Origin of the sequence: Lactobacillus sp. UMNPBX1, assembly GCF_002554085.1 — a bacterium.
Taxonomy (GTDB): Bacteria; Bacillota; Bacilli; order Lactobacillales; family Lactobacillaceae; genus Lactobacillus; species Lactobacillus crispatus.
In genome coordinates, this window is record NZ_PCZI01000006.1 from 79,180 (window position 1) to 104,275 (window position 25,096).

General features: G+C 37.7%; 29 protein-coding genes and 1 other annotated feature. Of the genes, 24 read left to right on the forward strand and 5 right to left on the reverse strand.

Features of this window, described 5'->3' with window-relative positions:
- The first annotated feature begins 10 nt into the window (after nucleotides 1-10).
- From CP352_RS05020 to CP352_RS05140, 23 genes are all read left to right on the forward strand, one after another.
- A complete protein-coding gene (locus tag CP352_RS05020; protein ID WP_005720979.1) occupies nucleotides 11-1,582 on the forward strand; it encodes a UDP-N-acetylmuramoyl-L-alanyl-D-glutamate--2,6-diaminopimelate ligase in 1,572 nt (523 codons plus the stop codon).
- Between the two features lie 9 nt (nucleotides 1,583-1,591).
- Nucleotides 1,592-2,341, forward strand: coding sequence for an aspartate/glutamate racemase family protein (locus tag CP352_RS05025; RefSeq protein WP_089143635.1), 750 nt, complete (start codon nucleotides 1,592-1,594; stop codon nucleotides 2,339-2,341).
- Nucleotides 2,342-2,482: 141 nt separating this feature from the next.
- Nucleotides 2,483-2,806: a bacteriocin immunity protein gene (locus tag CP352_RS05030; RefSeq protein ID WP_023488155.1), complete on the forward strand. Its 324-nt coding sequence runs from the start codon at nucleotides 2,483-2,485 to the stop codon at nucleotides 2,804-2,806.
- A 148-nt stretch (nucleotides 2,807-2,954) separates the two neighbouring features.
- Nucleotides 2,955-3,179 carry a hypothetical protein gene (locus CP352_RS05035; protein WP_005726533.1) on the forward strand — a complete coding sequence of 75 codons (225 nt, stop codon included), beginning with the start codon at nucleotides 2,955-2,957 and terminating at the stop codon, nucleotides 3,177-3,179.
- A gap of 281 nt (nucleotides 3,180-3,460) precedes the next feature.
- The gene (locus CP352_RS05045; RefSeq protein ID WP_005720986.1) at nucleotides 3,461-3,646 is read left to right on the forward strand and encodes a hypothetical protein; all 186 of its coding nucleotides are present in this window, start codon (nucleotides 3,461-3,463) and stop codon (nucleotides 3,644-3,646) included.
- Nucleotides 3,647-3,853: 207 nt separating this feature from the next.
- Nucleotides 3,854-5,257, forward strand: coding sequence for an FAD-binding oxidoreductase (locus tag CP352_RS05050; protein WP_089151075.1), 1,404 nt, complete (start codon nucleotides 3,854-3,856; stop codon nucleotides 5,255-5,257).
- A gap of 146 nt (nucleotides 5,258-5,403) precedes the next feature.
- A complete protein-coding gene (locus CP352_RS05055) occupies nucleotides 5,404-7,710 on the forward strand; it encodes a glycoside hydrolase family 31 protein (RefSeq protein ID WP_089151074.1) in 2,307 nt (768 codons plus the stop codon).
- 164 nt (nucleotides 7,711-7,874) lie between these two features.
- Nucleotides 7,875-8,060 carry a hypothetical protein gene (locus tag CP352_RS05060; RefSeq protein WP_061205100.1) on the forward strand — a complete coding sequence of 62 codons (186 nt, stop codon included), beginning with the start codon at nucleotides 7,875-7,877 and terminating at the stop codon, nucleotides 8,058-8,060.
- Between the two features lie 227 nt (nucleotides 8,061-8,287).
- Nucleotides 8,288-8,845, forward strand: coding sequence for a hypothetical protein (locus CP352_RS05065; protein ID WP_061205101.1), 558 nt, complete (start codon nucleotides 8,288-8,290; stop codon nucleotides 8,843-8,845).
- Nucleotides 8,846-8,860: 15 nt separating this feature from the next.
- Complete coding sequence (locus CP352_RS05070) at nucleotides 8,861-9,070, forward strand: helix-turn-helix transcriptional regulator (protein WP_065990707.1); 210 nt, start codon at nucleotides 8,861-8,863, stop codon at nucleotides 9,068-9,070.
- 132 nt (nucleotides 9,071-9,202) lie between these two features.
- Entirely contained in the window at nucleotides 9,203-9,397 is a 195-nt protein-coding gene (locus CP352_RS05075; RefSeq protein ID WP_089145816.1) for a hypothetical protein, read from the forward strand.
- A gap of 33 nt (nucleotides 9,398-9,430) precedes the next feature.
- A complete protein-coding gene (locus CP352_RS05080; RefSeq protein ID WP_089151073.1) occupies nucleotides 9,431-9,853 on the forward strand; it encodes a hypothetical protein in 423 nt (140 codons plus the stop codon).
- A 270-nt stretch (nucleotides 9,854-10,123) separates the two neighbouring features.
- Entirely contained in the window at nucleotides 10,124-10,351 is a 228-nt protein-coding gene (locus CP352_RS05090) for a hypothetical protein (RefSeq protein ID WP_233186911.1), read from the forward strand.
- A gap of 39 nt (nucleotides 10,352-10,390) precedes the next feature.
- A complete protein-coding gene (locus CP352_RS05095; RefSeq protein WP_089145322.1) occupies nucleotides 10,391-11,287 on the forward strand; it encodes an ABC transporter ATP-binding protein in 897 nt (298 codons plus the stop codon).
- A complete protein-coding gene (locus tag CP352_RS05100) occupies nucleotides 11,280-12,494 on the forward strand; it encodes an ABC transporter permease (RefSeq protein WP_198995328.1) in 1,215 nt (404 codons plus the stop codon). The genes CP352_RS05095 and CP352_RS05100 overlap by 8 nt, the downstream gene beginning before the upstream one ends.
- A gap of 308 nt (nucleotides 12,495-12,802) precedes the next feature.
- Complete coding sequence (locus tag CP352_RS05105) at nucleotides 12,803-13,558, forward strand: DeoR/GlpR family DNA-binding transcription regulator (RefSeq protein ID WP_005721017.1); 756 nt, start codon at nucleotides 12,803-12,805, stop codon at nucleotides 13,556-13,558.
- 1 nt (nucleotide 13,559) lies between these two features.
- Nucleotides 13,560-14,474 (forward strand): 1-phosphofructokinase, encoded by a 915-nt coding sequence (gene pfkB / locus CP352_RS05110; RefSeq protein ID WP_013086927.1) that lies wholly within the window; start codon nucleotides 13,560-13,562, stop codon nucleotides 14,472-14,474.
- Nucleotides 14,475-14,494: 20 nt separating this feature from the next.
- On the forward strand, nucleotides 14,495-16,492 hold the full coding sequence (locus tag CP352_RS05115) for a fructose-specific PTS transporter subunit EIIC (RefSeq protein ID WP_098034883.1): 1,998 nt from the start codon (nucleotides 14,495-14,497) through the stop codon (nucleotides 16,490-16,492).
- A 193-nt stretch (nucleotides 16,493-16,685) separates the two neighbouring features.
- Nucleotides 16,686-16,964, forward strand: coding sequence for a helix-turn-helix transcriptional regulator (locus CP352_RS05120; protein ID WP_041811225.1), 279 nt, complete (start codon nucleotides 16,686-16,688; stop codon nucleotides 16,962-16,964).
- A gap of 253 nt (nucleotides 16,965-17,217) precedes the next feature.
- Complete coding sequence (locus tag CP352_RS05125; RefSeq protein WP_061205106.1) at nucleotides 17,218-18,111, forward strand: metal ABC transporter solute-binding protein, Zn/Mn family; 894 nt, start codon at nucleotides 17,218-17,220, stop codon at nucleotides 18,109-18,111.
- A gap of 27 nt (nucleotides 18,112-18,138) precedes the next feature.
- Entirely contained in the window at nucleotides 18,139-18,786 is a 648-nt protein-coding gene (locus CP352_RS05130; RefSeq protein WP_089147708.1) for a metal ABC transporter ATP-binding protein, read from the forward strand.
- A complete protein-coding gene (locus CP352_RS05135; RefSeq protein ID WP_061205108.1) occupies nucleotides 18,786-19,580 on the forward strand; it encodes a metal ABC transporter permease in 795 nt (264 codons plus the stop codon). The genes CP352_RS05130 and CP352_RS05135 overlap by 1 nt, the downstream gene beginning before the upstream one ends.
- A 251-nt stretch (nucleotides 19,581-19,831) precedes the next feature.
- Complete coding sequence (locus CP352_RS05140; protein ID WP_098034884.1) at nucleotides 19,832-21,346, forward strand: L-lactate permease; 1,515 nt, start codon at nucleotides 19,832-19,834, stop codon at nucleotides 21,344-21,346.
- 85 nt (nucleotides 21,347-21,431) lie between these two features.
- Here CP352_RS05140 and CP352_RS05145 read toward each other — a convergent pair whose 3' ends face one another.
- The 5 genes from CP352_RS05145 to CP352_RS05165 form a co-directional block, all read right to left on the reverse strand.
- Complete coding sequence (locus CP352_RS05145; RefSeq protein WP_068813222.1) at nucleotides 21,432-21,908, reverse strand: S-ribosylhomocysteine lyase; 477 nt, start codon at nucleotides 21,906-21,908, stop codon at nucleotides 21,432-21,434.
- A 57-nt stretch (nucleotides 21,909-21,965) separates the two neighbouring features.
- A complete protein-coding gene (locus tag CP352_RS05150) occupies nucleotides 21,966-23,084 on the reverse strand; it encodes a 5-methyltetrahydropteroyltriglutamate--homocysteine S-methyltransferase (RefSeq protein ID WP_098034885.1) in 1,119 nt (372 codons plus the stop codon).
- Between the two features lie 216 nt (nucleotides 23,085-23,300).
- Nucleotides 23,301-23,549, reverse strand: a binding site (T-box leader).
- Between the two features lie 115 nt (nucleotides 23,550-23,664).
- Nucleotides 23,665-24,072, reverse strand: coding sequence for a type II toxin-antitoxin system death-on-curing family toxin (locus CP352_RS05155; protein ID WP_089143643.1), 408 nt, complete (start codon nucleotides 24,070-24,072; stop codon nucleotides 23,665-23,667).
- A 3-nt stretch (nucleotides 24,073-24,075) separates the two neighbouring features.
- The gene (locus CP352_RS05160; protein ID WP_005723825.1) at nucleotides 24,076-24,291 is read right to left on the reverse strand and encodes an AbrB/MazE/SpoVT family DNA-binding domain-containing protein; all 216 of its coding nucleotides are present in this window, start codon (nucleotides 24,289-24,291) and stop codon (nucleotides 24,076-24,078) included.
- Between the two features lie 147 nt (nucleotides 24,292-24,438).
- Nucleotides 24,439-24,633, reverse strand: coding sequence for a hypothetical protein (locus tag CP352_RS05165; protein WP_065990698.1), 195 nt, complete (start codon nucleotides 24,631-24,633; stop codon nucleotides 24,439-24,441).
- A gap of 162 nt (nucleotides 24,634-24,795) precedes the next feature.
- Between CP352_RS05165 and CP352_RS05170 the strand changes: the two genes are divergently transcribed.
- Nucleotides 24,796-25,096: helix-turn-helix domain-containing protein (locus tag CP352_RS05170; RefSeq protein WP_143465300.1), on the forward strand; the 301-nt coding region annotated here is incomplete at its 3' end.

Sequence of the window (25,096 nt, forward strand, 5' to 3'; positions counted from 1 at the left end):
AGAAAAGCTAATGAGTATTTCCTTAAATACCTGTATATTAATCTTAAAAGAGCATCACTTGCTCAAGTCAAGCGCAGTGCAAGATACAGTAGCTACTAAAATGGACTATGTGTCTTATGACTCACGCGATATTCAAACTAATACATTGTTCTTCTGCAAGGGAGCAGGCTTTAGACCAACTTATTTGTCAATGGCTAAAGACAATGGGGCCATTTGTTATGTAGCTGAACAACCATATCCAGAAGGAAAAGGAATGCACGCTTTAATTGTGCGCGATGTTTCTAAGGCAATGGCTCTTTTGTCAGCTGCTTTCTTCCGTTTTCCACAAGATGACTTGTTTGTTGTAGCTTTCACTGGTACAAAGGGAAAGACTACATCAGCATACTTTTTGAAAGGGATGCTTGATCAAGCAAATGGTGGTAAGACAGCTCTGATTTCTTCAGTTAATGATGTGGTCGGTCCTAAGCCTGAAGATAGCTTTAAGTCAAGCTTGACCACACCAGAGAGTTTGGACTTATTCCGAGACATGAGAACGGCTGTTGATAATGGCATGACTCACTTGGTAATGGAAGTTTCTAGTCAAGCATATAAGAAAAATCGTGTCTTCGGTTTAACTTATGATTTAGGCTTTTTCCTGAATATTAGTCCAGACCATATTGGTCCTAACGAACACCCTAATTTTGCAGATTATTTGCACTGCAAATTACAATTGCTTGTTAACTCACGTAAATGTATTATCAACGCTGAAACTGCACACTTTGATGAAGTCTACGCTGCCGCAACAACTACTACCAACCCCGATAGTATTTATTTGTTTGCCCGCGATAATTTTGAAAATCCAGACTTGAAGCAGCCAATTGATTTCAGATTCTCTTCTGAACAATTAGATATGAAAGAAACTCGGTTCAATTTAGTTTGTGCTAGTGATAAGGCACGTAAATTGCCAATTAATGGTGATTATACTTTAAAGATGCTGGGTGATTTCAACGAGTCAAATGGTACTGCCGCAATTATTGGAGCAGGCTTGGCTGGACTTAACCATGATCAATGTGCGAAGGGTATTCGCGATGTTACTATTCCAGGCCGGATGCAAACCGAAAGAACAAAGAAGCACGGCATGGTTGTAGTTGACTACGCTCATAATAAGGCCTCAATGATGGCTTTAATGAGATTTATGCGTAACGAATTCAACGATCCTAAGATTATTGTTGTTGTTGGAGCTCCTGGTGATAAAGGCGTGTCACGTCGTCCCGGTTTTAGTGAAAGTTTGACTGCATACGCAGATAAAGCATTTTTAACTACAGACGATCCAGGCTTTGAAGATCCAAAGAGTATTGCCGAAGAAATTGATTCAGGAATAGATCACTCTAAGTGCGACGTTACTATTGAGTTAGATCGTAAGAAGGCCATTCATGATGCGATTGCCATGGCTACGCCAGATGATGTTGTGCTAATCTGTGGTAAGGGGGCTGACGCTTTCCAAAAAATTCGCGGAGTAAATACCCCATATCCATCTGATATTGTGGTTGCACAGCAGGTAATTAATGAGTTGGAAGGTCAAGAAGAACACTTTAGAAAGTAAGTGAAAATAGTGAAACACTTCTTTAGTATTATTGGCGGCATGGGAACTATTGCCACAGAAAGCTACGTTCGTTTAATTAATCACCGTGTAAAAATAGCTAAGGACCAAGATTATTTAAATTATATTTTGGTTAATGATGCACAAATTCCTGATAGAACGGCTTATATTAAAGATCATACTAAACCAAACTTTTTCTATGATTTACGTGACGATGTTCTGGGCCAAGCCAAATTGGGACCAGACTTCTATGTGATGCCATGCAATACCGCTCACTATTTTTATGATGATTTGGCTGCATTGACTGATATTCCATTTTTACACATGATGAGAATAGCAGTGCATCAATTTATTGAAAAATACCCACAAGAAAAGAAAATTGGCTTGATTGCGACTGAAGGGTCAATTTATGACCATCTATATGAAGATGAAATTCACCGTGTTAAACGAGAAGTTGAATTCGGTGGACCAGAGATTCAGCCAATGGTGACTAAGTTAATTTATCGCGATATTAAGGAAAAAGGCGTCGTTGATGGTAAGCTATATCATCAGATTCTGCAAAAAATGCATGATGATTACGGCTGTAATGTGATTTTGTTGGGCTGCACAGAATTGTCGTTAGCTCAGGAAAAGGCACCAGATCATCCTTACAATGTGATTGACCCACAATCAATTATTGCGGATGTATCGATTGAATTAGCTTTGAAGATTCGTAATGGTATGGATTCTAAAAAAGCATGTGCTAAGTATATGTATAAGTAACTCTGCAATGAGGTAAAAAGCTCTGCTACTTGCAGAGCTTTTTATTAAAATAAATGAATCGATGAAGAACATGAAAGATTCTAAAATGGTTGTAGGGATGCATCCTGATATTAATGAAAAAGTCGAAAAAGAGGGATAAAAATGTATCAAGAAAATAAAGATGATTTAAAACAATGGCTATTAAGTAATATTACTGACCTACTAGTAAATGAAGATACTAAGCCAGAAGAAAGAAAAATCCTACTTGATGCAAAGCATGAGTTAGAAAATGGTGAATCAGCTAATTATGTCTGCAACTTAATTCGAGTTGGTCTTGATCCATTAAGCTGGCAGAGTAAATTGTCATATGATGTGATGAAGTTTCATTATGCAATTACTAGTGATGCTCGTCCCGTATCAGCTAAAGCAGGTGCATGTGGTGGTGCTGCCTTAGGAATGGCTTTTTCAGGTCTTATGGGCAAATAATTATTGATTCAAAAGGGAGATTAAGCGCCATATTTTGCTTAATCTCCCTTATTTTTTACCAAATAAGTCTAAAAAACGACCGAATCTGTCACTTTTGTTTATTGATCTTCAATTTGTGGCACAATATTTTTATGAAAGAGAAAACTTGATGAACAATAAAAACTCTAAACCTAAATTTTCAGGTTTAAATATGCTAATTTCAATTTTAATTGGCTGGGCGATTTTTTTCTTTGGGGCCTGGGCCTGTATGAAATTTAGCTCGGAATTTTTTGCTATGCCTCGCTTTATTGCAGTGATTATAGTTTCTATAGCTGGGGCGGTAGTGATCGGACCAGCTATCTATGGCTTTTTATACTTGGGGAGAAAAAAGTAAATACTAAAAGATGTTGACAAATTGACTAATAAATATTAGTGTATTAGTTAAGTAGTACAGAAAGGACGTGTAGACATGCTGGTAATGAAAATAATTTTTAACGTGCTAATCGCATATTTGATAATTTGCACAGTAATTTCAATCATTAGAACTGTAGGTGCCAAACGCGAAGAGTGGCATGTTTACAACGGCCAGGGCATGAGCTTCAATCAAGCTTTCGTCAGATACTTCATTGAAGATGCGACTCTGGGTCAAGTGACGATATAGCGGGGGATAGATCAATGCTTTACTTAGTATATATTTTAATCGGTATGTTAATTGTCTTGGGTGTTAATTTGTTAATCACTGCATTTTGGGCTTTACATGATATGTATGTGAAAAAAGAAAATGCAGATTTACCTACTTTTAAAAAGTATTTTGTGAAAAACAATAATATTCCAACTAAGATGTCGGATTTATTTAACTAGAAACTGCCGTAAGGCAGTTTTTTTATTTTCATATTTTGTGTAATAGTTATTTAAATAAAAGTCGATACTATCGCATTTTAAAGTGAGGCAGTATGGAAATTTGCTTTTTTAGATAAAAAAATCTTCAGTTCTTGTTTTTGACACCGCTTACAAAAGCGGATACATTAGTTAATATAGGATGTTTCAATTTGGAAAGAAGTGTCAAAGATGGACTTTAAAAAATTAACTGCAACAGATATAGATAATTTGAGTAAATTTATCTCAGATCCAGAGCGATTCATTACTAAGCCAACTGTTCATTGGGATCATGACCAATTTAAGACGGTTAGAGCAATGCCTGACTTGGTAATTCAACCTGAAACTAATGAAGAAGTCGAAAACGTTGTTAAATATGCAAGTGATCATCATATTCCTATCGTTCCGCGTGGTAATTCGACTGGTCTAATGGGTGGCAATTTAACCGTTGAAGGTGGCATTTCACTGGATATGGTGAAAATGAATAAGGTTTTGGAATACGAGCCAGAAAGTCTAACGATGACTGTGCAAGCAGGTATTCGGTTGAAAGATATTGAAGAATATTTAGCCAATAAACCATTTACTTATATGCCAGCTCCAGCAATGCATTGGGCTACAATTGGTGGTAATGTGGATACTAACGCCGGTGGGTTGAAAGCAATTAAATATGGCGTTACTCGAGAACATATCCGCGAATTGAAGGTTGTTTTAACCGATGGTAAGCTCTATAAATTTGGCGCTAAGGCAGTTAAGTCCTCATCAGGTTATTCGTTAAAAGACCTGATCATTGGCTCAGAAGGGACTTTAGGTGTAGTAACTGAAGTTACCATGCGTTTATATCCACGTCCGAAGCAATCAATTAACGCTATTATCCCGTTCCCTACTTTGGATGATGCGATTAAATCAGTGCCAGCAATTTTAGCTTCAGGTGTAGTGCCAACTACTGTTGAATTCATGGGTAGAAAGGTCATTAGTCTCTGGGAAAAGTATTACGATGAAAAATTCCCGATTGCAAATGGCGATGGCTTCATTATTCTAGGGCTTGATTCTTTAACTAAAGAGGAATTGGATGCGGAATTAAAGCTTGCCCTTGCAGCAACGAAGAAGTTTAAAGCAGCTGATGCGGTAATTTTAGATGCTAATTCAGAGGAAGCAAAGAAAATTTGGGCTTGTCGGGAAGCATTACTTTTGGCTATTCAAAAGTCCACGCCAAAGATGGATGAAGTTGATATTTGTGTGCCAATTAATCATATTCCTGATGTTTTGCATAGAGTTGATGAATTGGAACAAGAGGTTGGTATGCGAATTCCTAACTTTGGCCATGCAGGCGATGGTAATTTACATATTTATCTTTGCTCAGATGCAATGAGTGACGAAGAGTTTGAGCAAAAGAGTCATTATGTGATTACCGAACTTTATAAGACAGCTAAAGCTTTGGATGGAAATATGTCTGGCGAGCATGGTATTGGTTATGCCCGCAAAGATTGGTTTGAGGATTTCTATGGTCATGATTACACTGAACTTTTGAGAAAGATCAAGCATGTTTTTGATCCAAATTATGTTTTGAATCCAGATAAGATTTTTCCAATGGAATAAATTAAATAAAACTGCCGTAAGGCAGTTTTTTTGTATTTAAATACAAAAATTTTTGAAGGTGTTTTTTCTGGTATGACCCAATTGATTAGCTTATTGTGCTAAAATTGAAAGCGAATACATAACTTTTGATTTTTTAGAGGTAAATTATGATTAATCAACTTACTGATTTTACTAAAGATGGACAAAAAATTACCTTAAACTATGAGAATGGACCAATGATTTTGACCGTTTTAACACCGGAAATTATGCGATTCTTTCAAGATCGAGGTAATGCTAGCAATTCTTATGCTATCGAAGGCGATAAAGAAATTAAAACTGATTTTACAGTTAAAAATAAAGGCGATCATATTGAAATAGCTACGGCTAAGTTGATAGTAAAAGCTTATGATGATGAAAAAATTGACGTCTTTGATGAACAAGGCAATCCATTGGTCGTAGATTATCGGGGGAAAAGAACCCCAATTGACCGACAGATGGATGAGGAACATTTGAAGCTGGCTGAATCTGAAGGCCATGATGTGGATAAATTACTGGGAAAGCATGACGCCGATTATTATGAAGTAGTCAAGTCACTAGCAGATGACGAAGAATTTTATGGCTTGGGTGATAAAACCGGCTATTTGAATAAACGCCACTATGCCTATGATAATTGGAATACTGACAATCCTGATCCGCAAGTAGAGAGCTTCACCCGTTTGTATAAGTCGATTCCAATTTTACTAGGATTAAAAAATGGTCATCCTTACGGTATCTTTTTTGACAATACTTACCGTAATCATATTGACTTAGGTAAGGAAAGCAACAATTATTATTACTATTCAGCTGATAATGGTAATTTAGATTATTATGTTATTGGTGGGGCCTCACTCAAGGCGGTTGTCACGAATTATACCTACTTAACAGGCCGTGTACCAATGCCACAGAAGTGGACTCTGGGCTATCAGCAATCGCGCTGGGGCTATAGTGTTAGCCAAAAGCAGGTAGAAAAAATTGCGGAAAATCTGCGTAAATATGATTTGCCTTGTGATGTCTTGCATCTTGATATTGATTACATGAAGGGCTATCGTGTCTTTACTTGGCGCAAGGATACTTATGAAGCTCCAGAAGAGTTTATTAAAAAAATGCGTAAATTGGGCTTCAGGATTATTACTATTATTGATCCGGGCGTAAAAAAAGATGATGCTGATTATAAAATTTATCAAGAAGGTATTGAAAAGGGCTATTTCGTTAAGGCAGCAGATGGTACTGTTTATGTAAATGAAGTTTGGCCGGGGGATGCGGTATTTCCAGATTTCGGTCGCCAGAAAGTTCGCCAATGGTGGGCTAAAAATTGCAAATACTTAGTTGACTTGGGCGTTAGTGGCATTTGGGATGATATGAATGAACCTGCTTCATTTAGAGGTGAAATTCCGGGTGATACTGTTTTCCACAACGAAGACGAAGCGACTACGCATGACAAGATGCACAATGTCTATGGCCACAACATGGCTAAGGCAACTTATGAGGGTTTGAAAAAGTATTCAGGTAAGCGGCCATTTGTAATCACGCGTGCAGCATATGCCGGAACTCAAAAGTTTTCCACAGTCTGGACGGGTGATAACCAAAGTTTGTGGCCACATGTGCAAATGATGATTCCGCAATTATGTAATTTGGGTCTGAGTGGCTTCAGCTTTGCTGGTACTGACATTGGCGGCTTTGGAGCTGATACAACGCCAGAATTATTAACACGTTGGATTGAGGGAGCATTGTTTAGTCCGCTTTATAGAAACCATGCGGCACTTGGTACGCGCTCACAAGAACCATGGGTCTTTGGTGAACCAACCTTATCGATATACCGTAAGTATTTGAAGTTACGCTACCGCTTTATTCCTTATTTATATGATGAATTCTACCGTGAAACTCAGACTGGGCTACCAGTTATGCGGCCGTTGGTCTTAAATTATGAAAATGATCCACATGTGTATAACTTAAACGATGAGTATATGGTAGGCGAGGACATTTTGACAGCTCCAGTTGTCCAGCAAGGTCAAACTAAGCGTGCGGTGTACTTACCTAAAGGTGAATGGATTGACTTCTGGAACGGTGTAGAGTATTCAGGTGGGAATACAATTTTAGTTGATGCTCCAATTGATAAATTACCGCTATTTATTAAAAAAGATACGATTCTACCGTGGGGTAAGAAAGTCGACCATATTTCTGATGAACCGGATAAAGATATGACATTCAGAGTATTTGGTAATGGCGGCAAGTATAGACACTATCAGGATAACGGCGTTGACTTTGAGTATCAAAAAGGCGAGTATAACTTGTACGATATTGAAGTTGATCATGATCAAGTGACGGTCAAATTAGCGCATCATGGCTATGCACATGAATATCAGCGAATTATAGTTGAATTAGCTGATCGTAAAGTAGTATTTAACTACTGCGAAGGCGAATATACAGAAGCATAATTTAAATGACAGGAATAACTCCAAATAACAGGGTTATTCCTGTTATTTTTGTTTTTTATTGTATTATTCTAAAAATATTTTTGTTGGATAAAACGTTGATTTATCAAGCTTTATGAAGGATGGCTTACGTGAAGAGAGAAATAAGTGATTGAGAGGTAATAACGATGATGACTGAATTAACTACTGAAACTGAATTAAGATTTAACGTAAAGACTGTTAGTGTTGAAGACATGACCAACATGCTTGAAGAAGACGGCTGGAAGCAAGAATCAATGCATTTTGCAGAAAACAAGATCTCAGCTAATGCAATGGCATCAATGCTTGAAGATTTAGGTTGGAAAGAAAACTAAAAGTCAAAATAAGAAAAATTCTAACTACGATGTAGTAGTGAAGTCACATCGCATTATCAATCAACTAAGAGAGCTAGTATGGAAAATATTCCATGCTAGTTTTTTTATTGTGGAAATTATATATCTGCTTTTATTGCAAAAAAATATTTAATTATTGTATTGCAATTACAAATTATCGTAATACAATAATTAATGAAAAGAGTATTAAACGAAAGAGAGGGAGAAAAATGAAAAAGTTTGTTTTAAATTTGCTTACGGTAATAACGTGGATTTATCAAGTGCTTTGTGTATTTAGCATTGTTACGTTTGTTTTAGCAGGTGGCTTCACAATTTTTGTATTATCACAGCCCGGAGCTGGTGCAGAAATAAGTAAAGGCATGAGTGATGAACTCGGTGTCCAGTTCAGTAGTACATGGATATGGCTAATGCTAGGGATGTTTTGCCTTTTCATTGTTGCCATGGTCGCTCAGTTTCTCATTTGTGGTTACGCACGATTGATTATTAAGAACATTAAACAAGAGATTTATTTTGCAGTAAAAAATTTACAACTGCTGAAAAAACTATTGATTTCAGTATCTGTTTACACAGTCGCAACGATAATTTTCTATATTGGGATTTACAGTAACTACGCAACTTTAACTAAGATTGCTAAAACTTCATCCGTTGACATGATTTATCCAACCAGTATTACTAATAGCTTGTTCTTCCTAGCAATTTTGTACGTAGTTTACCTAGTCTTCAAATATGGGATGAAGGTTCAAGAAGACGCAGATTCAATTATTTAATAGGAAGTGATATAGGTGATTGAAGTGACACTAGATTTTATGCTTTTGAAGCGAAAGATGTCTTCAAAGGAGTTGGCAGAGAAGGTTGGCATCACGCCGGCTAACCTGTCAATCCTAAAGACAGGAAAGGCGCATGGCGTTCGCTTCGACACGTTGAGCAAGATCTGTGAAGTCTTGGATTGTCAACCAGGGGATTTATTAGCTTATAAAAAAGATGAAGAATAAAATGCAAAATCAGTCCGAAAAATGACAGAATTGGACGGTTTTACCTTTTACATGAATGATAGGGATATGATTAATTTAAAAGGATAAAAGATTATTTCCTGGGAGATAATCGCTGAATTAGAGGAAAGAAAAATGCTGTACTTAATTTATATTGTGTTCGGCTTACTGATTGTTTTAGCCGTTAATTATGCCGTTACAGCATTCTTAGCTGTTCATGATTTGCTTAAAAATAGAGAAAAAGATCAATTAAGTTTTGGGGATGCATTCAAGAAATACTTCGCCAAGAACAACAACATTCCGACTAAGTTTTCGGATTTGTTTAATTAAAAATGAAAGACAAATTTCCTTGAGGTAAGAACAATGAATAATGAAAAATTTGCTCGTGAAAACAAGAGAATTATTAAGGGCATGGGAATTGGAGCACTTGTTGGACCAATATTAGCTCTTGTGATGATGTATGTTAAGACCGCTGGTTCGCCTCAACCTTTTCAAATTATTATGTCGATGGGAGCTGGATTGGCTTTCGGTCTAATGATTGGTGGCATTATGTCCGCAAGTTTAGTCCTTAATAAAACGGTCACATCAAAGATTCCATGGCAGAAGAAAGTGTTGAAACTTGCTCCTCAAGTTATTGGTACAGGAGTAGTGGTTGCTGCAGCTAGTGTAGTGATTACTTTAGTAACCAATTGGGGGTCAGTTGATATTGTAAAAACAATTTTTTCAACCGATACTTTATGGCAGTTCTTTGACGGTGTACTTCTAGGTCTAATAACCATTAGATAAAAAGCCGAGGGGATAGATAATGTTGGAAAAAGCTAAAAAACAATTCACTGGTGCTGTGATTTTCTCTGTTATTGCACTAATTGTCGCAATTTTTAGTATTACTGGTAATGGTACAACTTGAAAATTATGTACCGTTATTGTTATCTTGTTGATCTGGTTAGGCTATACAAGTATCGGATATTTTAAGCTTAAAGCAGAAAATGATAGCGACAATTATTAGTATATGTACCACATAATTCCCATAGCAGAAGTTAAAAAGGAATGAATGCCATGAAAAATACAGTTATTTCTATAATTATGATAATTGTTATAGTAATTACACTATGTTGGTTAGTTACTATTCCCCAGGTAATGCGGAACAAAACATCAGATGGTTATCAACTAAGATTTATTAGAAAATCTACTAAGGTATATCCTCATTTTTGGCAAGTATATTGGCGGCAAGCACTGCTGAATGTTTTGGATGTGCTTGCATTCTTTGGCGATAATTATTCTTAGATATTCGATCAATAACATATAAAAGTTGAGGAAAAAATCATGTTAAAAATAGAACACCTAAACAAAAGCTTTGGGTCAACACAGGTTTTGTTTGATGTCAACTTCGATGTACCAGACAGACGTATTCTCGGACTGGTTGGTAAAAATGGGTCGGGTAAGTCGACGATCTTTCATAGTATTTTGAAATTCGTTGATTATGACGGCCAGATTAGTATTGATGGACATTCTTTCAACGCTAAAGATTATGACAATATTGGCTATCTGCCTGAAGAGCGAAGTTTGATGCCTAAGTTAACTATTTCAGATCAGGTAGTGTTTTTGGCTAGCCTTAAAGGGATGCCGGCTAAAAAGGTAAAAGAAGAACTGCCTGATTGGTTATCACGTTTGGCTGTTAAAGGGATTCCAATGGATAAGATTAAGTCTTTGTCTAAAGGTAACCAACAAAAAGTACAGATGATTGCGACTTTAATTCATCAACCTAAATTGATTATTTTAGATGAACCATTCAGTGGACTAGATCCTGTTAATGTCGATCTAATGAAGCAGCTGATTTTGGAAGAAAAAAGAAAAGGCGCTACAATCATTTTTTCTGATCATGATATGCGTAACGTGGAAGAATTGTGCGATGACATCGTAATGATCAATGATGGGCATATCGTCTTGAATGGCCCAGTAAATGAAATTAAGAACAGCTTTGGTTTAACTCGAATTTTTGTCAGGACAGACAAAAGTGCTGCTGAATTATCAGCCTTGCCAGGTGTAAAAGATGTAATTTTGCAAAACAATGGAATGAAGCTGCTTATTCTTGCAGACGAAAAATATGGTAAGGATATTTTTAACCAACTTTCGGCCGGTCAATATATCAAGACTTTTGACCAGGAACCTCCAACTTTAGACGAAATTTTCAAGATGAAAGCAGGTGCTCGTCATGAATAAGATCTGGCTTGTCGCTAAAGAAACCTACCGTAGAGAAGTGAAAACTTGGTCATATTTGTTGATGATTTTAGCACCGTTTCTGCTCGTCTTCTTTTCATTTGTTATCGGAATGGTATCAGCTGGCGGTAGTGATGACAACTATGTCGGGGTAGTTACTTCTAATTCTGCCTTAAAGCAAGCAATTAAAAAGTCAGAAGACTTTGACAACTATAGCACTGAAGCTAAGGCTAAAAAGGCGTATAAAGATGAAGATATCGATGGCTACGTTTTAATTGAACAAAAGAATAATCAATTAGCTGCAACTTACTATAGTGATGAAAAAATGGACAGTGATCTAAAATCAGAGCTGCTAACGAGCCTAAACACCGCCCAGCAACAATTGAATTTAAGTAAGGCCAAGCTAACGACAAAACAGACTCAGTCTTTAGCTACGCGGGCGCAATTTAAGCAACAAGTTAAGCATGTTGAGAAGAAGAGCTTTGACAATGATCCTGTTAAGCAAATTTCCTTCTGGACTTTGCTGATTATCTTGTACATGCTTGTGATCACTTATACGCAAGTAACAGCACAAGATATCGCTACGGAGAAGGGTACCAAGATAATGGAAGTAATCTTTTCGAGTATGCCAGGTGGCGATTATTTCACTGGGAAAATTTTAGGTATTTTTGGTGAAATTATTACCCAAGTGTTAATTTATGTTGTTGGTTTTGTGGCAGTTTATTGCGCGGCCCCATACATCGATGGCTTTAGCGATTTATTTGGACAGTATAAGCCGATGATTGATCAAGCAATTGGCAATCTGGCTTCTTGGGGATTGGTGTTTACGATAATCGGCTTGGTATTGTTTATTATCTTTGCAGCTTTCTGTGGCGCTTTGGTTGCTAAAAGCGAGAATGCCAACAAAGCGGTGGGACCACTATCTACATTGATGTTGATCGGGTTCTTGTTCACAGTCAATATGCAATCAGGTGGGGATACGATTTTTGCTAAAGTATTATCGTACATCCCGTTTCTATCATCATTTGTAATGCCAGCTAGAGTAATTATGGGTAACGCAACTAATTTAGAGGCAGCTATCTCTGCTTTAATTGCTTTAGCCGCTACAGTAGCGTCATTTATCTGGATTAGAAAAATCTATCCAAACTTGATTTTGCAAACAGATGATGTCGGCCCATGGCAAAACTTTAAGCGTAGCTTGAAAGGCTAGACAAAATATATTTAATAGTAAAACGCGCTGAATCAATAATGATTCGGCGTGTTTTGTTTTAGCAAGGTTAATAGATCTTGGGTTCTCTTTCTTAGTCATCTTTGCTGATTCTTAGTCAAATGGAGTAAAATGACTAAGAATAATTCAAAATGATGAAGAAAAGATGTCGTTTCAATCAAAAAACGGCATCTTTTTTTGCATATAAATGAATTTTATTGAACGATAATAAATAAAAATGACACTTTTTGAAGAAAAATGATTGATTTTGGAGGAGAAAGCGAATACAATATTTATCGAGGTGAAAAATGATGCTGACTCAGGAGCGCCAAAGCTTAATCGAAGACTATGTTAATCAACACGAGTTATGTCGCGTGAGTGAATTATGTGACTTAACCGCAACATCTGAATCAACTATCCGTCGAGATCTAATTCAGATGGAAAAAAATGGGATCCTTAAGCGTGTTCATGGCGGTGCCCAATCAGTTAAACATTTTTCTCGTGATGTATCACAAAACGTTCGCTTCAGTTTGAATCATGACGCAAAAATCACTATTGCTAGATATGCCGTGCAGAATTTTGTTCGTCCAGGTGACAATGTCTTCATTGATGCAGGAACAACAACTTATGAGATGGTACCATTTTTAGCAGAGGTTGCTAACGTCAAGATTATTACTAATGGTGTAGAGACTGCTTTATGCAGTTTAAATCACGGAATTAACACAATTCTAATTGGCGGTGAAGTTAAGGACGATACGCATGCTGTTATAGGTCAGACCGCCTTAAGTCAGATTAAGGCAATGAATTTTTCAGCTAGCTTCGTTGGTGCTAATGGAATTGAAAAAAATGGCAATCTAACTACACCTGATCCAGAGGAAGCTGCGGTTAAGGCAGCCGAAATCAAACAGGCAAGACACGCTTATGTATTAACTGATAATAGTAAAATCGGTGAGCGTAACTTTGCTGTGTTTGCCAATACAAGTGATGTGATTGTGGTAACTGATCAACTAAAACCAGGTCAAAAACGGTCATTACCAGTCGGTATTGAATTAGAGGAGGCAAAATAGGATGATTTATACAGTAACTGTTAATCCAGCGCTTGACTATGTTCTTCAATTAGAAAAAGTTAACCGCGGAGAAGTTAACAGAACTAACAATGATTCATTTTTAGCAGGGGGTAAGGGAATTAACGTTTCTCAAATCCTTAACCAATTAAATGTTGATAATACGGCATGGGGCTTCGTAGGTGGCTTCACTGGTAAGGAATTGGTTCGTCAATTGAATCAAAAGAGAATTGAAAGTGACTTCGTTACTATTTCAGATAACACTCGTGTGAATGTTAAGATCCACGCTGAAAAGGAAACTGAAATTAACGCGGCTGGTCCTAACATTACCGACCAAGAAATCACTGCTTTTAAGGATCGTTTAAACGATTTAAAGAAGGGCGACATTGTAGTAATGAGCGGTTCTCTTACTCCAAGCCTTCCAACTGATTTCTATCAATCATTGCTTCCTACTATTAAAGAAGCAGGTGCAGAATTTGTTGTTGATACTACTGGACAAGCTTTACTTGATACTTTGGCATATAAGCCACTAGTAATTAAGCCTAACCACCATGAATTAGCAGACTTGTTTGGCGTAACTTTTGATTCAAGTGATGTGATGCTTGAATACGCACAAAAGCTTTTAGATAAGGGTGCTCAAAATGTGATGGTTTCTATGGCTGGTGAAGGTGGCTTCCTTCTTACCAAGGATCATGTTTACCATGCTAAGGGTGCTGTTGGTACTGCTGTTAACTCAGTTGGTGCAGGTGATTCAATGATTGCCGGCTTCGTTGGTACCTACTACAAGACCAAAGATCCTAAGGAAGGCTTCAGAATTGGAATGGCTTGTGGTGCTGCTACCGCCTTTACTAAGGACATTGCAGTTAAGAGCCAAATTGATGCTGTTCTTCCACAAATCAAAGTTGAGCAAATTTCTTAATAAAAAACGAGGGGAAAAATATGAGAATCAAGGATATTTTAAGCCCTGACTCCATGATTATGGAGCTTAAGGCTAAGAACAAAGAAGATGCCATTAAAGAAATGGCTGACCTTGAAGTAGTAACTGATATCGTTAACGACGAAGATGCTTTTATTAAGTCAATCTGGGCACGTGAAAACGAATCAACTACTGGTATCGGTGGCGGAATTGCGATGCCTCACGCACGTAACAAGTACATCAACAAGGCACGTGTATTGTTTGCTAAGAGTAAGGAAGGAATTGACTACAACTCACTTGATGGTCAACCAGTTCACTTATTCTTCATGATTACTGCACCAGATGGTGCTGACAATACTCACCTTCAAGCATTAGCAAAACTTTCAGGTTTGTTAATTGATCCTGATTTAGTTGAAGCTTTGAAGAATACTAAGACTCCTGAAGAAGTTATCGATCTTTTTGAAAAGGCTGAAGCTAAAAAAGACGAAGAAGACAAGAAGGCAGCTGAAGCTAAGAAGGCTAAGGAAGCTGCTAAGGCTCAAGGTACAAGTGATGACGACAACAAGCCATTGATTGTTGGTGTTACTGCATGTATTAACGGTATTGCCCACACTTACATGGCTCAAGAAGCCTTGATCAAGGAAGGTAAGAAGCGCGGCATCGAAGTTAGAATTGAAACTAACGGTTCAGAAGGGGTTAAGGATAAGTTGACTCCTGATGAAATCAAGCGTGCTAAAGGTGTTATTATCGCTTCTGATAAGAAAGTTGATATGCCACGTTTTGACGGCAAGCACTTAGTTAACCGTCCTGTTGTTGATGGAATTAACAAGCCAGGCGAATTGATTGATGATATTATGGATGGTAAGGCTGACGTTTACCATGCAAGTGCTCAAGACAAGTCAACTGAATCTTCATCAACTGAGAAGCCAGGTTTGTGGGCAGGTATCTACAAGAACTTGATGAATGGTATTAGTCACATGCTTCCATTCGTTATTGGTGGAGGTATCTTAATGGCCATCTCATTCATCGTAGAAAACTACATGGGTGGCGCTAAGACTCCTGCTTTCATCTTTTTAAACAATGCTGGTAACTTGGCGTTTGCCTTCATGGTTCCAGTTTTGGCAGCCTATATCGCTGAATCAATCGGTGATTTGCCAGCCTTAATGCCAGGTTTTGTTGGTGGTTACATGGCCTCTATTGTTAACGGTCAATTCCAAGTTAACGTTCAAGCTCACGCAACTTCACCAGCCGGCTTCTTAGGCGGTATTGCTGCTGGTTTTATTGCTGGTTACTTGATGGTTGGTTTGAAGAAAGTATTTGCTAAATTACCTCGTTCTGTTGAAGGTATGAAGCCAATGCTGTTCTATCCAATTTTAGGATTGCTCTTTATTGCAGCAATTATGTTCTACATCATTAACCCAATCTTTAGTGGCATTAACTTTGCTATTACTCACTTCTTGAACGGAATGGGTACTGGTAACTTGGTACTTTTGACCACTATCCTTGCCGGAATGATGTCAATCGATATGGGTGGTCCTTTCAACAAGGCTGCTTATGTCTTCGCTTCAGGTGCATTTGCTAACGACCCTCACTCAGCTACTGCTGCTATCTTGATGGCTGCTGTAATGGTGGGTGGTATGGTTCCACCATTTGCTACTGCAATTGGTACTACTTTCTTCAAGAACAAGTACACTGTAGAAGAACGTCGTGCCGGTGTTTCTAACTGGGTATTAGGCTTCTCATTCATTACTGAAGGTGCTATTCCATTTGCTGCTGCTGACCCAGGTCGTGTAATTCCATCATGTATCATTGGTTCAGCTGTTGGTGGTGCTTTAGTTGGTTTATGGCACGTTGGTGTTCCAGCTCCTCACGGTGGTCTTTGGGTATCACCACTTGCTGGTAACATCGGTGGTCCAAGCCACATCTTGTACTACTTCTTAGCAACGATTATTGGTTCAATTGTTGCTGGTTTGATCATGAGTTTCTGGAAGAAGAACGTTAAGGACGACCCTAACGAATAAAAAGAGTAAAATAATTTCAGTTATTGATCAAAAATTAACACAATACGTAAAAAAACGTATTATAATATAAATATCTTGATGATCTCTACTTAAATCAAGATACTCTGTTATGTTTTGCGCTACCTTCGGGTAGCGTTTTTTTGTGCCAAAATATACGCTATAATAAATTAAAAAGGATGAATGGGTGAAGAGAGTGGACGAGCAAATTATTCGGATTACTAGGGCGTTGAATCATCCGATTAGAATTCAAATTCTTTATTATCTAAATGATCACCAAAAAAGCAGCGTTAATAACTTAGTTAAGCAATTCGACGTGAGCCAGCCGGCTATTTCACGTCATTTAAGGATTCTAGAAGAAGCAAAGCTAGTTAAGAGTGAACGAGTTAAGCAAGAGCGTTATTACAGCTTAGAAGACACGCACGTGATTAAGATTTTGGATGTTTTGCGGCAGCACGTGAAGGAAGAATTTTAGTCGGGTTTGACAATTATATAAAAATATGTTTATATAATAATGTAATTTTAGAACAAAGCATTGAATAAAATTCAGCAAAATTTTATTGACTTAAATTAGCGGTAGCATCAGGCTTGTGCAGCTCTGGTGCTATTTGTGTACTCTGAAAACAGTTGACATAAGCTCAAAACTAGCTTATTCTAATTTTTAATTAGAGAATTTTTGCTGAGTTTTCTAATTAAATGCTTTTTTATTTTGCACAAGGAGGATTTTTATGCAAAATTTCAAATCTAAAATTACCAAGTTGTTTTCTATTTTAGGATTAGTTAGTGTACTGGCTTTAGTTGTTTCGGCATGCTCAAATAAGAAGTCAGCTAGCGATTCAGATAAGATTAACATAGTAACGACCACAAATGTTTATTCCGATATCGCTAAGAATATTGTAGGTAAATACGGTAGCGCTAAGGCGATTATTAATAATAGCAGCACCGATCCCCATGACTTTGAACCAACTACTGCCGATGCCAAGGAGTTGACTAAGGCTAATATTATTGTGGCTAACGGCTTAGGCTACGATTCTTGGATGAATAAGTTAGCTAGTTCAGTCAATAAAAAGCCGGTCTTAGTTGGTGAAGACTTGATGGGCTTGAAGAGGGGCGATAATCCTCATATTTGGTACAATTTAAGTATGCCAACTAAATATGTTGATTATTTAGTTAAACGCTTGTCTAAGCTCGACAAGAAGCATGCAGCTTACTTTAAGGCTAATGGTGAAAAGTACCTAGCTAAAGTTGCGCAAATTAAGCAACTTGTAAAGACTGACAAGAAAAATAGTAAGCCGGTCTTTGTTAGTGAGCCAGTCTTTGATTATGCTTTGAAAGAAGCAGGCTACAAGATTGGTGACAAGGACTTTGAAGAAGCCATCGAAAATGGTACTGACCCAAGTCCAAAGATGATCAACAAGATGAATGATGAAATTAGAGCAAAGAAGATCGCTTTCTTTGTTAATAATACGCAAGCAAGCAGCTCAACTGTGAAGTCATTTGTAAAATTGGCTAAGGAAAATAATATTCCAGTGTTGAATGTACGCGAAACAATTCCTAACCATACTACTTACTTAGCTTGGATGAAGGAAAACTACCAAAATTTGGCTAAGATAGAAAAATAAATTTTAGTCAAGCAGGGGGTGTGATGAGTGATTTTAGAAGTAAATAATCTCTCGATGAAATTTGATACCAAGACTGTTTTTCAAGATTTAAATTTTGAACTTGAAGCCGGGTCGATGACGGCACTACTTGGACCAAATGGAACGGGGAAGACTACTTTAATTAAGATTTTGATGGGGATGCTAAAGCCGACTGGGGGCAACTTTAAGTTTGATAAGAATGTCAGACTAGGTTATGTGCCTCAATTTCGCAATATCGATGCGGAATATCCTTTATCAATTCGCGCCTTTATTGGCTTGAACGCTCCTTTATTTAAAACTAAAAAGGTGAGAGAGCAGATCGACCATCAATTGGCAGAAACACATTTGAGTCAAATTCAAAATACCCGCATGGGTGAAGCCTCCGGTGGACAAAAACAACGGGCATACCTGGCTCAGGCTTTGCTGGATCATCCCAATGTGATTATCTTGGATGAGGCAACAGCGAGTTTGGACCCAGCTGCTAAGGAAGAATTGATGGGCTTAATTAAGCACTTGAATCAAGAACACAAGATTACCGTTTTGTTTGTGACCCACGATATTCCTTTAGCTAAAAAGTACATGACTGATTACTTGTATCTGAATAAAGGGACAATTAGACAGGGAAAGATGAGTGAGTTTAAGGAGGATTTTGAGTAATGTTTCAATATGAATTTATGCGTTACGCCTTCTTAGCTAGTACTTTTATTGCAATTACCTGTGGGGTAGTTGGCGTCTATGTGGTAGCACGTAATTATGCTTTCCTAGCTCACACCTTGTCTGAAATTGGTTTTGCTGGGGCGGCCTTTGCCGTGTTTATCGGGATTGCGCCGTTATGGGGGATGCTCTTGTTCACCCTGCTAGGTTCGATTGGCGTTGGCGAATTGTCCTTGCACAGTGATCAAAAGGAATCATCAATTAGTGCGATTTCGGCCTTGTTTATTGGGCTAGGGGTACTTTTCTTAGCTATCTCGGGCTCGAATAGCCGTTATGCGACGAATATTTTGTTCGGTAGTATCATCGGCGTTGATAAGCAAGGCGTAATTCAATTAGTTGTTTTATCAATTTTGGTTTTGCTGCTGATTATTTTGGTAGCGCGCAGCCTGAATTTTGATTCCTTTGATCATATTGGAGCCGTGGCCCACGGTGTACACACTGGCTGGGTTGGCATTGCCTTTTTGGTTTCCTTAGCCATGTCAGTAGCGATCGGAGCCCAGATCGTTGGTTCATTGCTGGTCTTCATTTTGCTAACGCTGCCTTCTTCAACAGCCCGTTATATTGGCAAAACGATCCCGGCGATGATCGGTTGGTCTGTTTTCTTTGCCTTGGTTGGTGTATGGGCCGGATTATATCTCGGCTTCATTACCAACTGGCCGGTAACATTCTTTATTGCAACGATTGAGGTAGTAATCTATTTAGTCGCTTATACTCTTCATGTGATTAAACATCGTTAAAATTAAAAGCCAGGTTGAGCTAGTCAGCCTGGCTTTTTTGGTGTAAAAAAGAACTACTCTGTTCCACGGAGTAGTTCTGAAATGATGTGAGAAAATTTACTTTCTATTAATTGTTATATAGTTTGTTGGCGAAACTTGCAAGTAAAATTTGTGAAAATTGTAATTTTCGCTAAAGTTTGGTATCTAATTTTAACTTTTTACCTAAATAATGATTAAATATTAAGAGATACTTTTAATGATGGAGACTTTTGATGTGGATTAGATTCGCGATCGCGTTGTTGCCAATTATTTGGTTAATCATCTCATTGGGCGTAATGAGAATGCCAGCTGCACGTGCTTGTGTGATTGGGCTGACTTTAACCATGGCATTAGCGATCTTTAGTTTTAAGTTGCCAGTGTTAGATACGATGACTGGCGCACTGGAAGGAATTATCATGGGCATTTGGCCGATCATGTTCGTAATTGTGATGGCCTTATTTGCGTATAATGTTACTACCGAATCAGGTGGTATGAAGACCATTCAAGATATGCTGGCGACGATTTCAACAGACAAGCGGATTATTGTTTTGATTATCGCTTGGGGCTTTGGTGGCTTTTTGGAATCAATTGCTGGTTTTGGAACCGCGGTAGCAATTGCGGCAGGAATATTGATTGCCTTTGGCTTGGATCCGATTCGCGCATCAGTCATTAGTTTGATTGCTAATACAACTGCGACGGCTTTTGGTGCAATTGGATTACCAGTTTTAACTTTAGCTGAAGTGACGGGTCTACATCAAGAAAAACTATCCTTCATCGTGACATTGCAATTATCTATTTTGGTAATACTGGTACCATTTATTTTAGTTATCTTGACTGAAGGCAGCATTAAGGCAATTAAAGGTGTAGGCTTTATTACATTGATGTCAGGACTGGGAATGGCTATTCCCCAGGTAATAGCTGCAAAATTTGTAGGGGCAGAATTGCCTGCAATTGTTGGCTCATTGTGTTCAATTGCGATTACAGTCTTATTAACTAGATGGCATGATGATGAAGAAGAGCCAGATGTTTTACGCCCAAATGCTAAGGAAATGCTCAAGGCGTGTACACCATTTATTTTGGTCTTTATCTTTGTGATCTTTGCTTCTTCATTAGTTCCAGCTGTCAATGATGTACTTAATAAAGTAACCACTAATCTTGTTGTTTATACAGGAAAGAACCCAAATACATTGTCAATTAGTTGGTTATCTTCTCCTGGAACATTAATTTTTGTAGCTACATTAATTGGTGGGGCGATTCAGGGCATCAGTTTGAAGAAAATGATACAGATTTTGGGGCAATCAATTAAGAGCGTGTGGAAAACTACAATTACGGTTTGTGCGATTGTAGGCTTGGCTAAGGTAATGGTTTATGCTGGTATGACGAATGCCTTAGCCGTAGCGCTGGTTAGCCTGCTGGGACCAGTTTATCCATTGTTTGCGCCGTTAATTGGTGCACTAGGAACATTTTTAACAGGATCTGCTACATCAGCTAATGTTTTATTTGGTAATTTGCAGTATACTGCAGCAACGGACTTAGGCGTAAGTAAGTACTGGGTTGTAGCCTCGAACATGACAGGGGCCACGGCAGGGATGCTTTCACCGCAGAATATTGCAGTAGCAACCGGCTCAATTAATCGTGAGGGAGACGAAGGCGAGATCCTAAAAGAAACGGTCAAGTGGGGCGGTTTGTATTTGGTAGTCTGCTGTGTCTTCTTGTATATAGTTGGCTTAGTTGCCGGGATGATATAAGTGAAAAAATAAGAGCTAGTAGTTCACTAAAATGAATTGCTAGCTTTTTTAATTATTTACTATTTTTCAGTTAAACCTTTAAATTTTATTCAACCACATGTCTTTCAAATGGATCATCAGAAATGCCTTCAGCCAAAATATCTCTTGACCATTGCTTAGCAGAGAACAATGAGTGGTCGCGGTAATTACCACAAGATTCAATCGTTGTCCCTGGCACGTCTTCCCATTCAATATTGTCGCGAATTTCTTCTAATGATTCCTTAAGCGCCTTGGCAACTTCAGTAGTTGATGGGGTGCCCCAAACTAGAAGGTGGAAGCCAGTCCGACAGCCAAATGGTGAACAATCAATGTAGCCGTCGATGCGGTCGCGTAAAAGACCGGCTAAAAGGTGTTCAATTGTGTGCAAGCCGCCAGTAGGAATGGCATTCTTATTAGGTTGAACCAAACGCAAATCGAAGTTGCTGATCTTGTCGCCTTTTTGGCCTTCTTCAACGGTGATTAACCGAACGTAAGGTGCTTTAACTTTAGTATGATCTAATTCAAAACTTTCAACTTTTCCCATGAATTTTTCTCCTTTGTTTAAATCTGTTTATCTTGATTTTAACTAGTTAGGTGCCATTTAGCCCCAAACTTGCTTGGCGGTGTCGACAACTAACTTAATCTTTTTCCATTGGTCATCTTCGGTCAACGTGTTGCCTTCTTCAGTTGAGGCAAAGCCACACTGTGTGCTTAAAGCGAGATTATTTAGTGGGTGGAATTCAGCAGCTTCTTTAATTCTAGCGATTAATTTTTGTGGATCTTCTAATTCCGCTTTCTTACTGGTTACTAAACCCAAGACCACAAGTTTGTCGTTAGGAATTTGTGCAATTGGATCAAAACTGCCAGATCTATCATTGTCAAATTCAAGATAAAAGGCGTCGACATTTTCTTTAGCAAAAACATAGTCCGCTACTGGACCATAACCTCCTTGGGCTGCCCAAGTTGAGTGATAGTTACCGCGACAAATATGAGTTGATATTCGCAAATCTGTTGGCAAATCTTTGATTGCATCATTGTTAAGCTTCAAGTATTTTCTTTTAAGGTCGTCTAATGAAAAGTCATCTTGTAAATGACTTTTCCAATAGCGCTTATCTACAATCATACCCCAAGTACAGTCATCGAGTTTAATGTCGCGACATCCTGCATCGTATAAGGCTAAAATTAAGTCTCGGTATGCTTTAGAAATATCGGTGAGTAAATCTTCTTCTGAACTATAAATCTTTTTAAGTGCGGCAATATTTTCTTCTCCACGAACAAGTTCTGCGTAAAATTGTGCGGGAGCTGGAATACTTTGCCGTGGGATTACGTTAGCGCCAGTTTCATCGACAACCTTTTTTAAGTATTCAAATGATGAAAGATCTGGATGTTTACCAGTAAATTTAATTTTTCCCTCAACTTGGGCAGAGTCGTTACGAGTTTCTTCATCGTGGAAGAAATAGCCGTGGGCTTGCTTAGTATGTTTAATACCCCCAAAGCCCCAGAAGGTATCAAGATGCCAGTAACTTCTTCTAAATTCACCATCAGTTACGATTTTAAGACCATGATCAATCTCTTTTTGAACTAATTCTCTGATCTCTGTATTTTCAACATGAGTTAATTCTTCTTGTTTAATTTTTCCTTCTTCAAATTCTGCGCGAGCCTTTTTTAATTCTGCGGGTCTTAAAAAGCTACCAACGATATCGTAATGTAATTCTGTCATAATTTTTCTCCTTAGTTTTGCTTCGATGTTTTATTTAACGATGAAAAGTCCGATGATAATCAAGATCAACCAGACAAGGGTGCACATTCGATTAAATGCCTTTTTACTGATGATGATTCGTGAACTTGTAGTTTTGATAGGTTTATCCATTGTCTGGCTCCTTTCTGAAAAATTAAATAAGCAAAATAAAAAGCGCCCTTAGCATAGAACTTCTATGCTAGGGACGCCTAAGCGTGTTACCACCCAAATTCAAGCTAGCTTCACAGCTAACTCCTTACTAAGTACTCCCAGGATTGGGAAGACTCGGACGGGGTAACGATCGTCACTCGTAAATTGCTTACTTAATAGCTTGCTCTTTAAAATAGCTCCAAGACCATATTCGTTACTCTCAACCACATCGGCTTGCACCAACTCCGACTCTCTGCAGAAGTCTTAAGTAATTACTCATCTCTTCTAAGCTTTTATTAATTTAATTGTCATTATAATACGACGATGAAAAGAAGAAGTCAAGGAAATTTTTGAAAAATCGGTATCATTAACAAATAATCGGTATCAAATCTCACGAAATGATACCGATTTTTTAATTTTCATGAATTACTTGGTTAATCCATTGGTAAATTTCTTGGTAATTTAGTTCATTGTCATCTATTTGGGCAATTTTTAAGATTTGATTTGCTAGATCTTGCCAATCACAGGTTAATTCATAAGAGTTTCGTCTTAAAAATAGTAAGAATGCAATTGCTGTAGTTCGTTTATTTGCATCTTCAAAAACATGCTTTTTAACTAATTTAATTAATAAAATCCCAGCTTTTTCAGCAAAAGACGGATATAATTCTTGTCCAAAACTAGTTTGCTTAGGTTGAGCAATTAAAAAATGAAGGGCTTCTGCATCCCTAACGTGAGGTTTTTGTCCCGTTGCACCTTCTCTTTGAATAACCCTTGCATTGATTACTAAAATATCCTTTTCTGTTAGATAATTGATCTTCATTGACTACTTATCCTTTAAGTACTCTAACATATCCCAGTAATCAGAAATTAAGCCATCTATTTCTTTTAAATTTTCAGAATTAGGACGGTCTGATTTTTTGATTTTTACTTCAACAATATCGCCTACTTTGAGATTTTGCTCTTTTACTTCCTTAGCTGGGATATTGATAGCTAAGGAAGAACCATTTTTAACGACCTTTTTATATAAAGTTTCAGCCATATTTTTCACCTTTTCTCGCACTATAATACTTATATACGTATTATACATATTGAACGATAAATATGCCAAGCAATAAATCAAGATCATCAACAAAAAAACGGTATCAAATCTCACGAAATGATATCGATTATTTTTGTATGAGCGCGATTATTGATGATTTTCGTCAAAATCTTTTTGAGCCTGATAATTCTGTTCAAAGATTTCATAGCGCTTTTGTTCTTCGGTTAACTTTTGCTTTGCATACTGGGTAAGACTTGTTACATCTTGGTCAGCCTCATAAGTAATGTATTGAGCTTTATCGTCTTTTTCAATGATCAAGAATGGCATTTGAATGGTAAGCAAAGCGGACTAATACATCGTCAATGTATTTTTGTGAGTAATGAAGCATATTTATTTCTTCCGCCGATTGTAAAATCAAGTTGAACACTTTATAAAAATAAAAGTCCATCTGGACCTGTTTGATAGAATGTTAATATCCACAAAAACATCTATTGGAGGTCACAAATGGACTCTTTACATTTTACCATGAATCAGCACGTTAAAGGCAAGCATTTATCATTTGAAGAGCGGGTTGTTATCCAAACCCGTTTAAAAGATGGTTGTTCTATTAGAGCGATTGCTCGCGAATTGAGCTGCTCTCCTTCTACAATTAGCTATGAAGTTAAACGTGGTACTGTTTCTCTCTATCATGGCAAGCAGCAGCGTTATAAGGCTGAACATGGTCAGAGTGTTTATCAGATTAATCGTCGCCACTGTGGTCGTAAATCAGACTTCTTGAAGAAAGCAGACTTTATTAGCTACGTCA

Excerpts from the sequence above, each read along its gene's own strand:
- CP352_RS05030 (WP_023488155.1), top strand. The coding sequence starts at position 2,483 with ATGTATCAAGAAAATAAAGATGATTTAAAACAATGGCTATTAAGTAAT.
- pfkB (WP_013086927.1), top strand. The coding sequence starts at position 13,560 with ATGATTTATACAGTAACTGTTAATCCAGCGCTTGACTATGTTCTTCAA.
- CP352_RS05060 (WP_061205100.1), top strand. The coding sequence starts at position 7,875 with ATGATGACTGAATTAACTACTGAAACTGAATTAAGATTTAACGTAAAG.
- CP352_RS05020 (WP_005720979.1), top strand. The coding sequence starts at position 11 with ATGAGTATTTCCTTAAATACCTGTATATTAATCTTAAAAGAGCATCAC.
- CP352_RS05160 (WP_005723825.1), bottom strand. The coding sequence starts at position 24,291 with ATGGCTGAAACTTTATATAAAAAGGTCGTTAAAAATGGTTCTTCCTTA.
- CP352_RS05115 (WP_098034883.1), top strand. The coding sequence starts at position 14,495 with ATGAGAATCAAGGATATTTTAAGCCCTGACTCCATGATTATGGAGCTT.
- CP352_RS05140 (WP_098034884.1), top strand. The coding sequence starts at position 19,832 with ATGTGGATTAGATTCGCGATCGCGTTGTTGCCAATTATTTGGTTAATC.
- CP352_RS05105 (WP_005721017.1), top strand. The coding sequence starts at position 12,803 with ATGCTGACTCAGGAGCGCCAAAGCTTAATCGAAGACTATGTTAATCAA.
- CP352_RS05135 (WP_061205108.1), top strand. The coding sequence starts at position 18,786 with ATGTTTCAATATGAATTTATGCGTTACGCCTTCTTAGCTAGTACTTTT.
- CP352_RS05035 (WP_005726533.1), top strand. The coding sequence starts at position 2,955 with ATGAACAATAAAAACTCTAAACCTAAATTTTCAGGTTTAAATATGCTA.
- CP352_RS05075 (WP_089145816.1), top strand. The coding sequence starts at position 9,203 with ATGCTGTACTTAATTTATATTGTGTTCGGCTTACTGATTGTTTTAGCC.
- CP352_RS05150 (WP_098034885.1), bottom strand. The coding sequence starts at position 23,084 with ATGACAGAATTACATTACGATATCGTTGGTAGCTTTTTAAGACCCGCA.
- CP352_RS05055 (WP_089151074.1), top strand. The coding sequence starts at position 5,404 with ATGATTAATCAACTTACTGATTTTACTAAAGATGGACAAAAAATTACC.
- CP352_RS05090 (WP_233186911.1), top strand. The coding sequence starts at position 10,124 with ATGAAAAATACAGTTATTTCTATAATTATGATAATTGTTATAGTAATT.
- CP352_RS05125 (WP_061205106.1), top strand. The coding sequence starts at position 17,218 with ATGCAAAATTTCAAATCTAAAATTACCAAGTTGTTTTCTATTTTAGGA.
- CP352_RS05095 (WP_089145322.1), top strand. The coding sequence starts at position 10,391 with ATGTTAAAAATAGAACACCTAAACAAAAGCTTTGGGTCAACACAGGTT.
- CP352_RS05065 (WP_061205101.1), top strand. The coding sequence starts at position 8,288 with ATGAAAAAGTTTGTTTTAAATTTGCTTACGGTAATAACGTGGATTTAT.
- CP352_RS05100 (WP_198995328.1), top strand. The coding sequence starts at position 11,280 with ATGAATAAGATCTGGCTTGTCGCTAAAGAAACCTACCGTAGAGAAGTG.
- CP352_RS05080 (WP_089151073.1), top strand. The coding sequence starts at position 9,431 with ATGAATAATGAAAAATTTGCTCGTGAAAACAAGAGAATTATTAAGGGC.
- CP352_RS05050 (WP_089151075.1), top strand. The coding sequence starts at position 3,854 with ATGGACTTTAAAAAATTAACTGCAACAGATATAGATAATTTGAGTAAA.
- CP352_RS05045 (WP_005720986.1), top strand. The coding sequence starts at position 3,461 with ATGCTTTACTTAGTATATATTTTAATCGGTATGTTAATTGTCTTGGGT.
- CP352_RS05155 (WP_089143643.1), bottom strand. The coding sequence starts at position 24,072 with ATGAAGATCAATTATCTAACAGAAAAGGATATTTTAGTAATCAATGCA.
- CP352_RS05145 (WP_068813222.1), bottom strand. The coding sequence starts at position 21,908 with ATGGGAAAAGTTGAAAGTTTTGAATTAGATCATACTAAAGTTAAAGCA.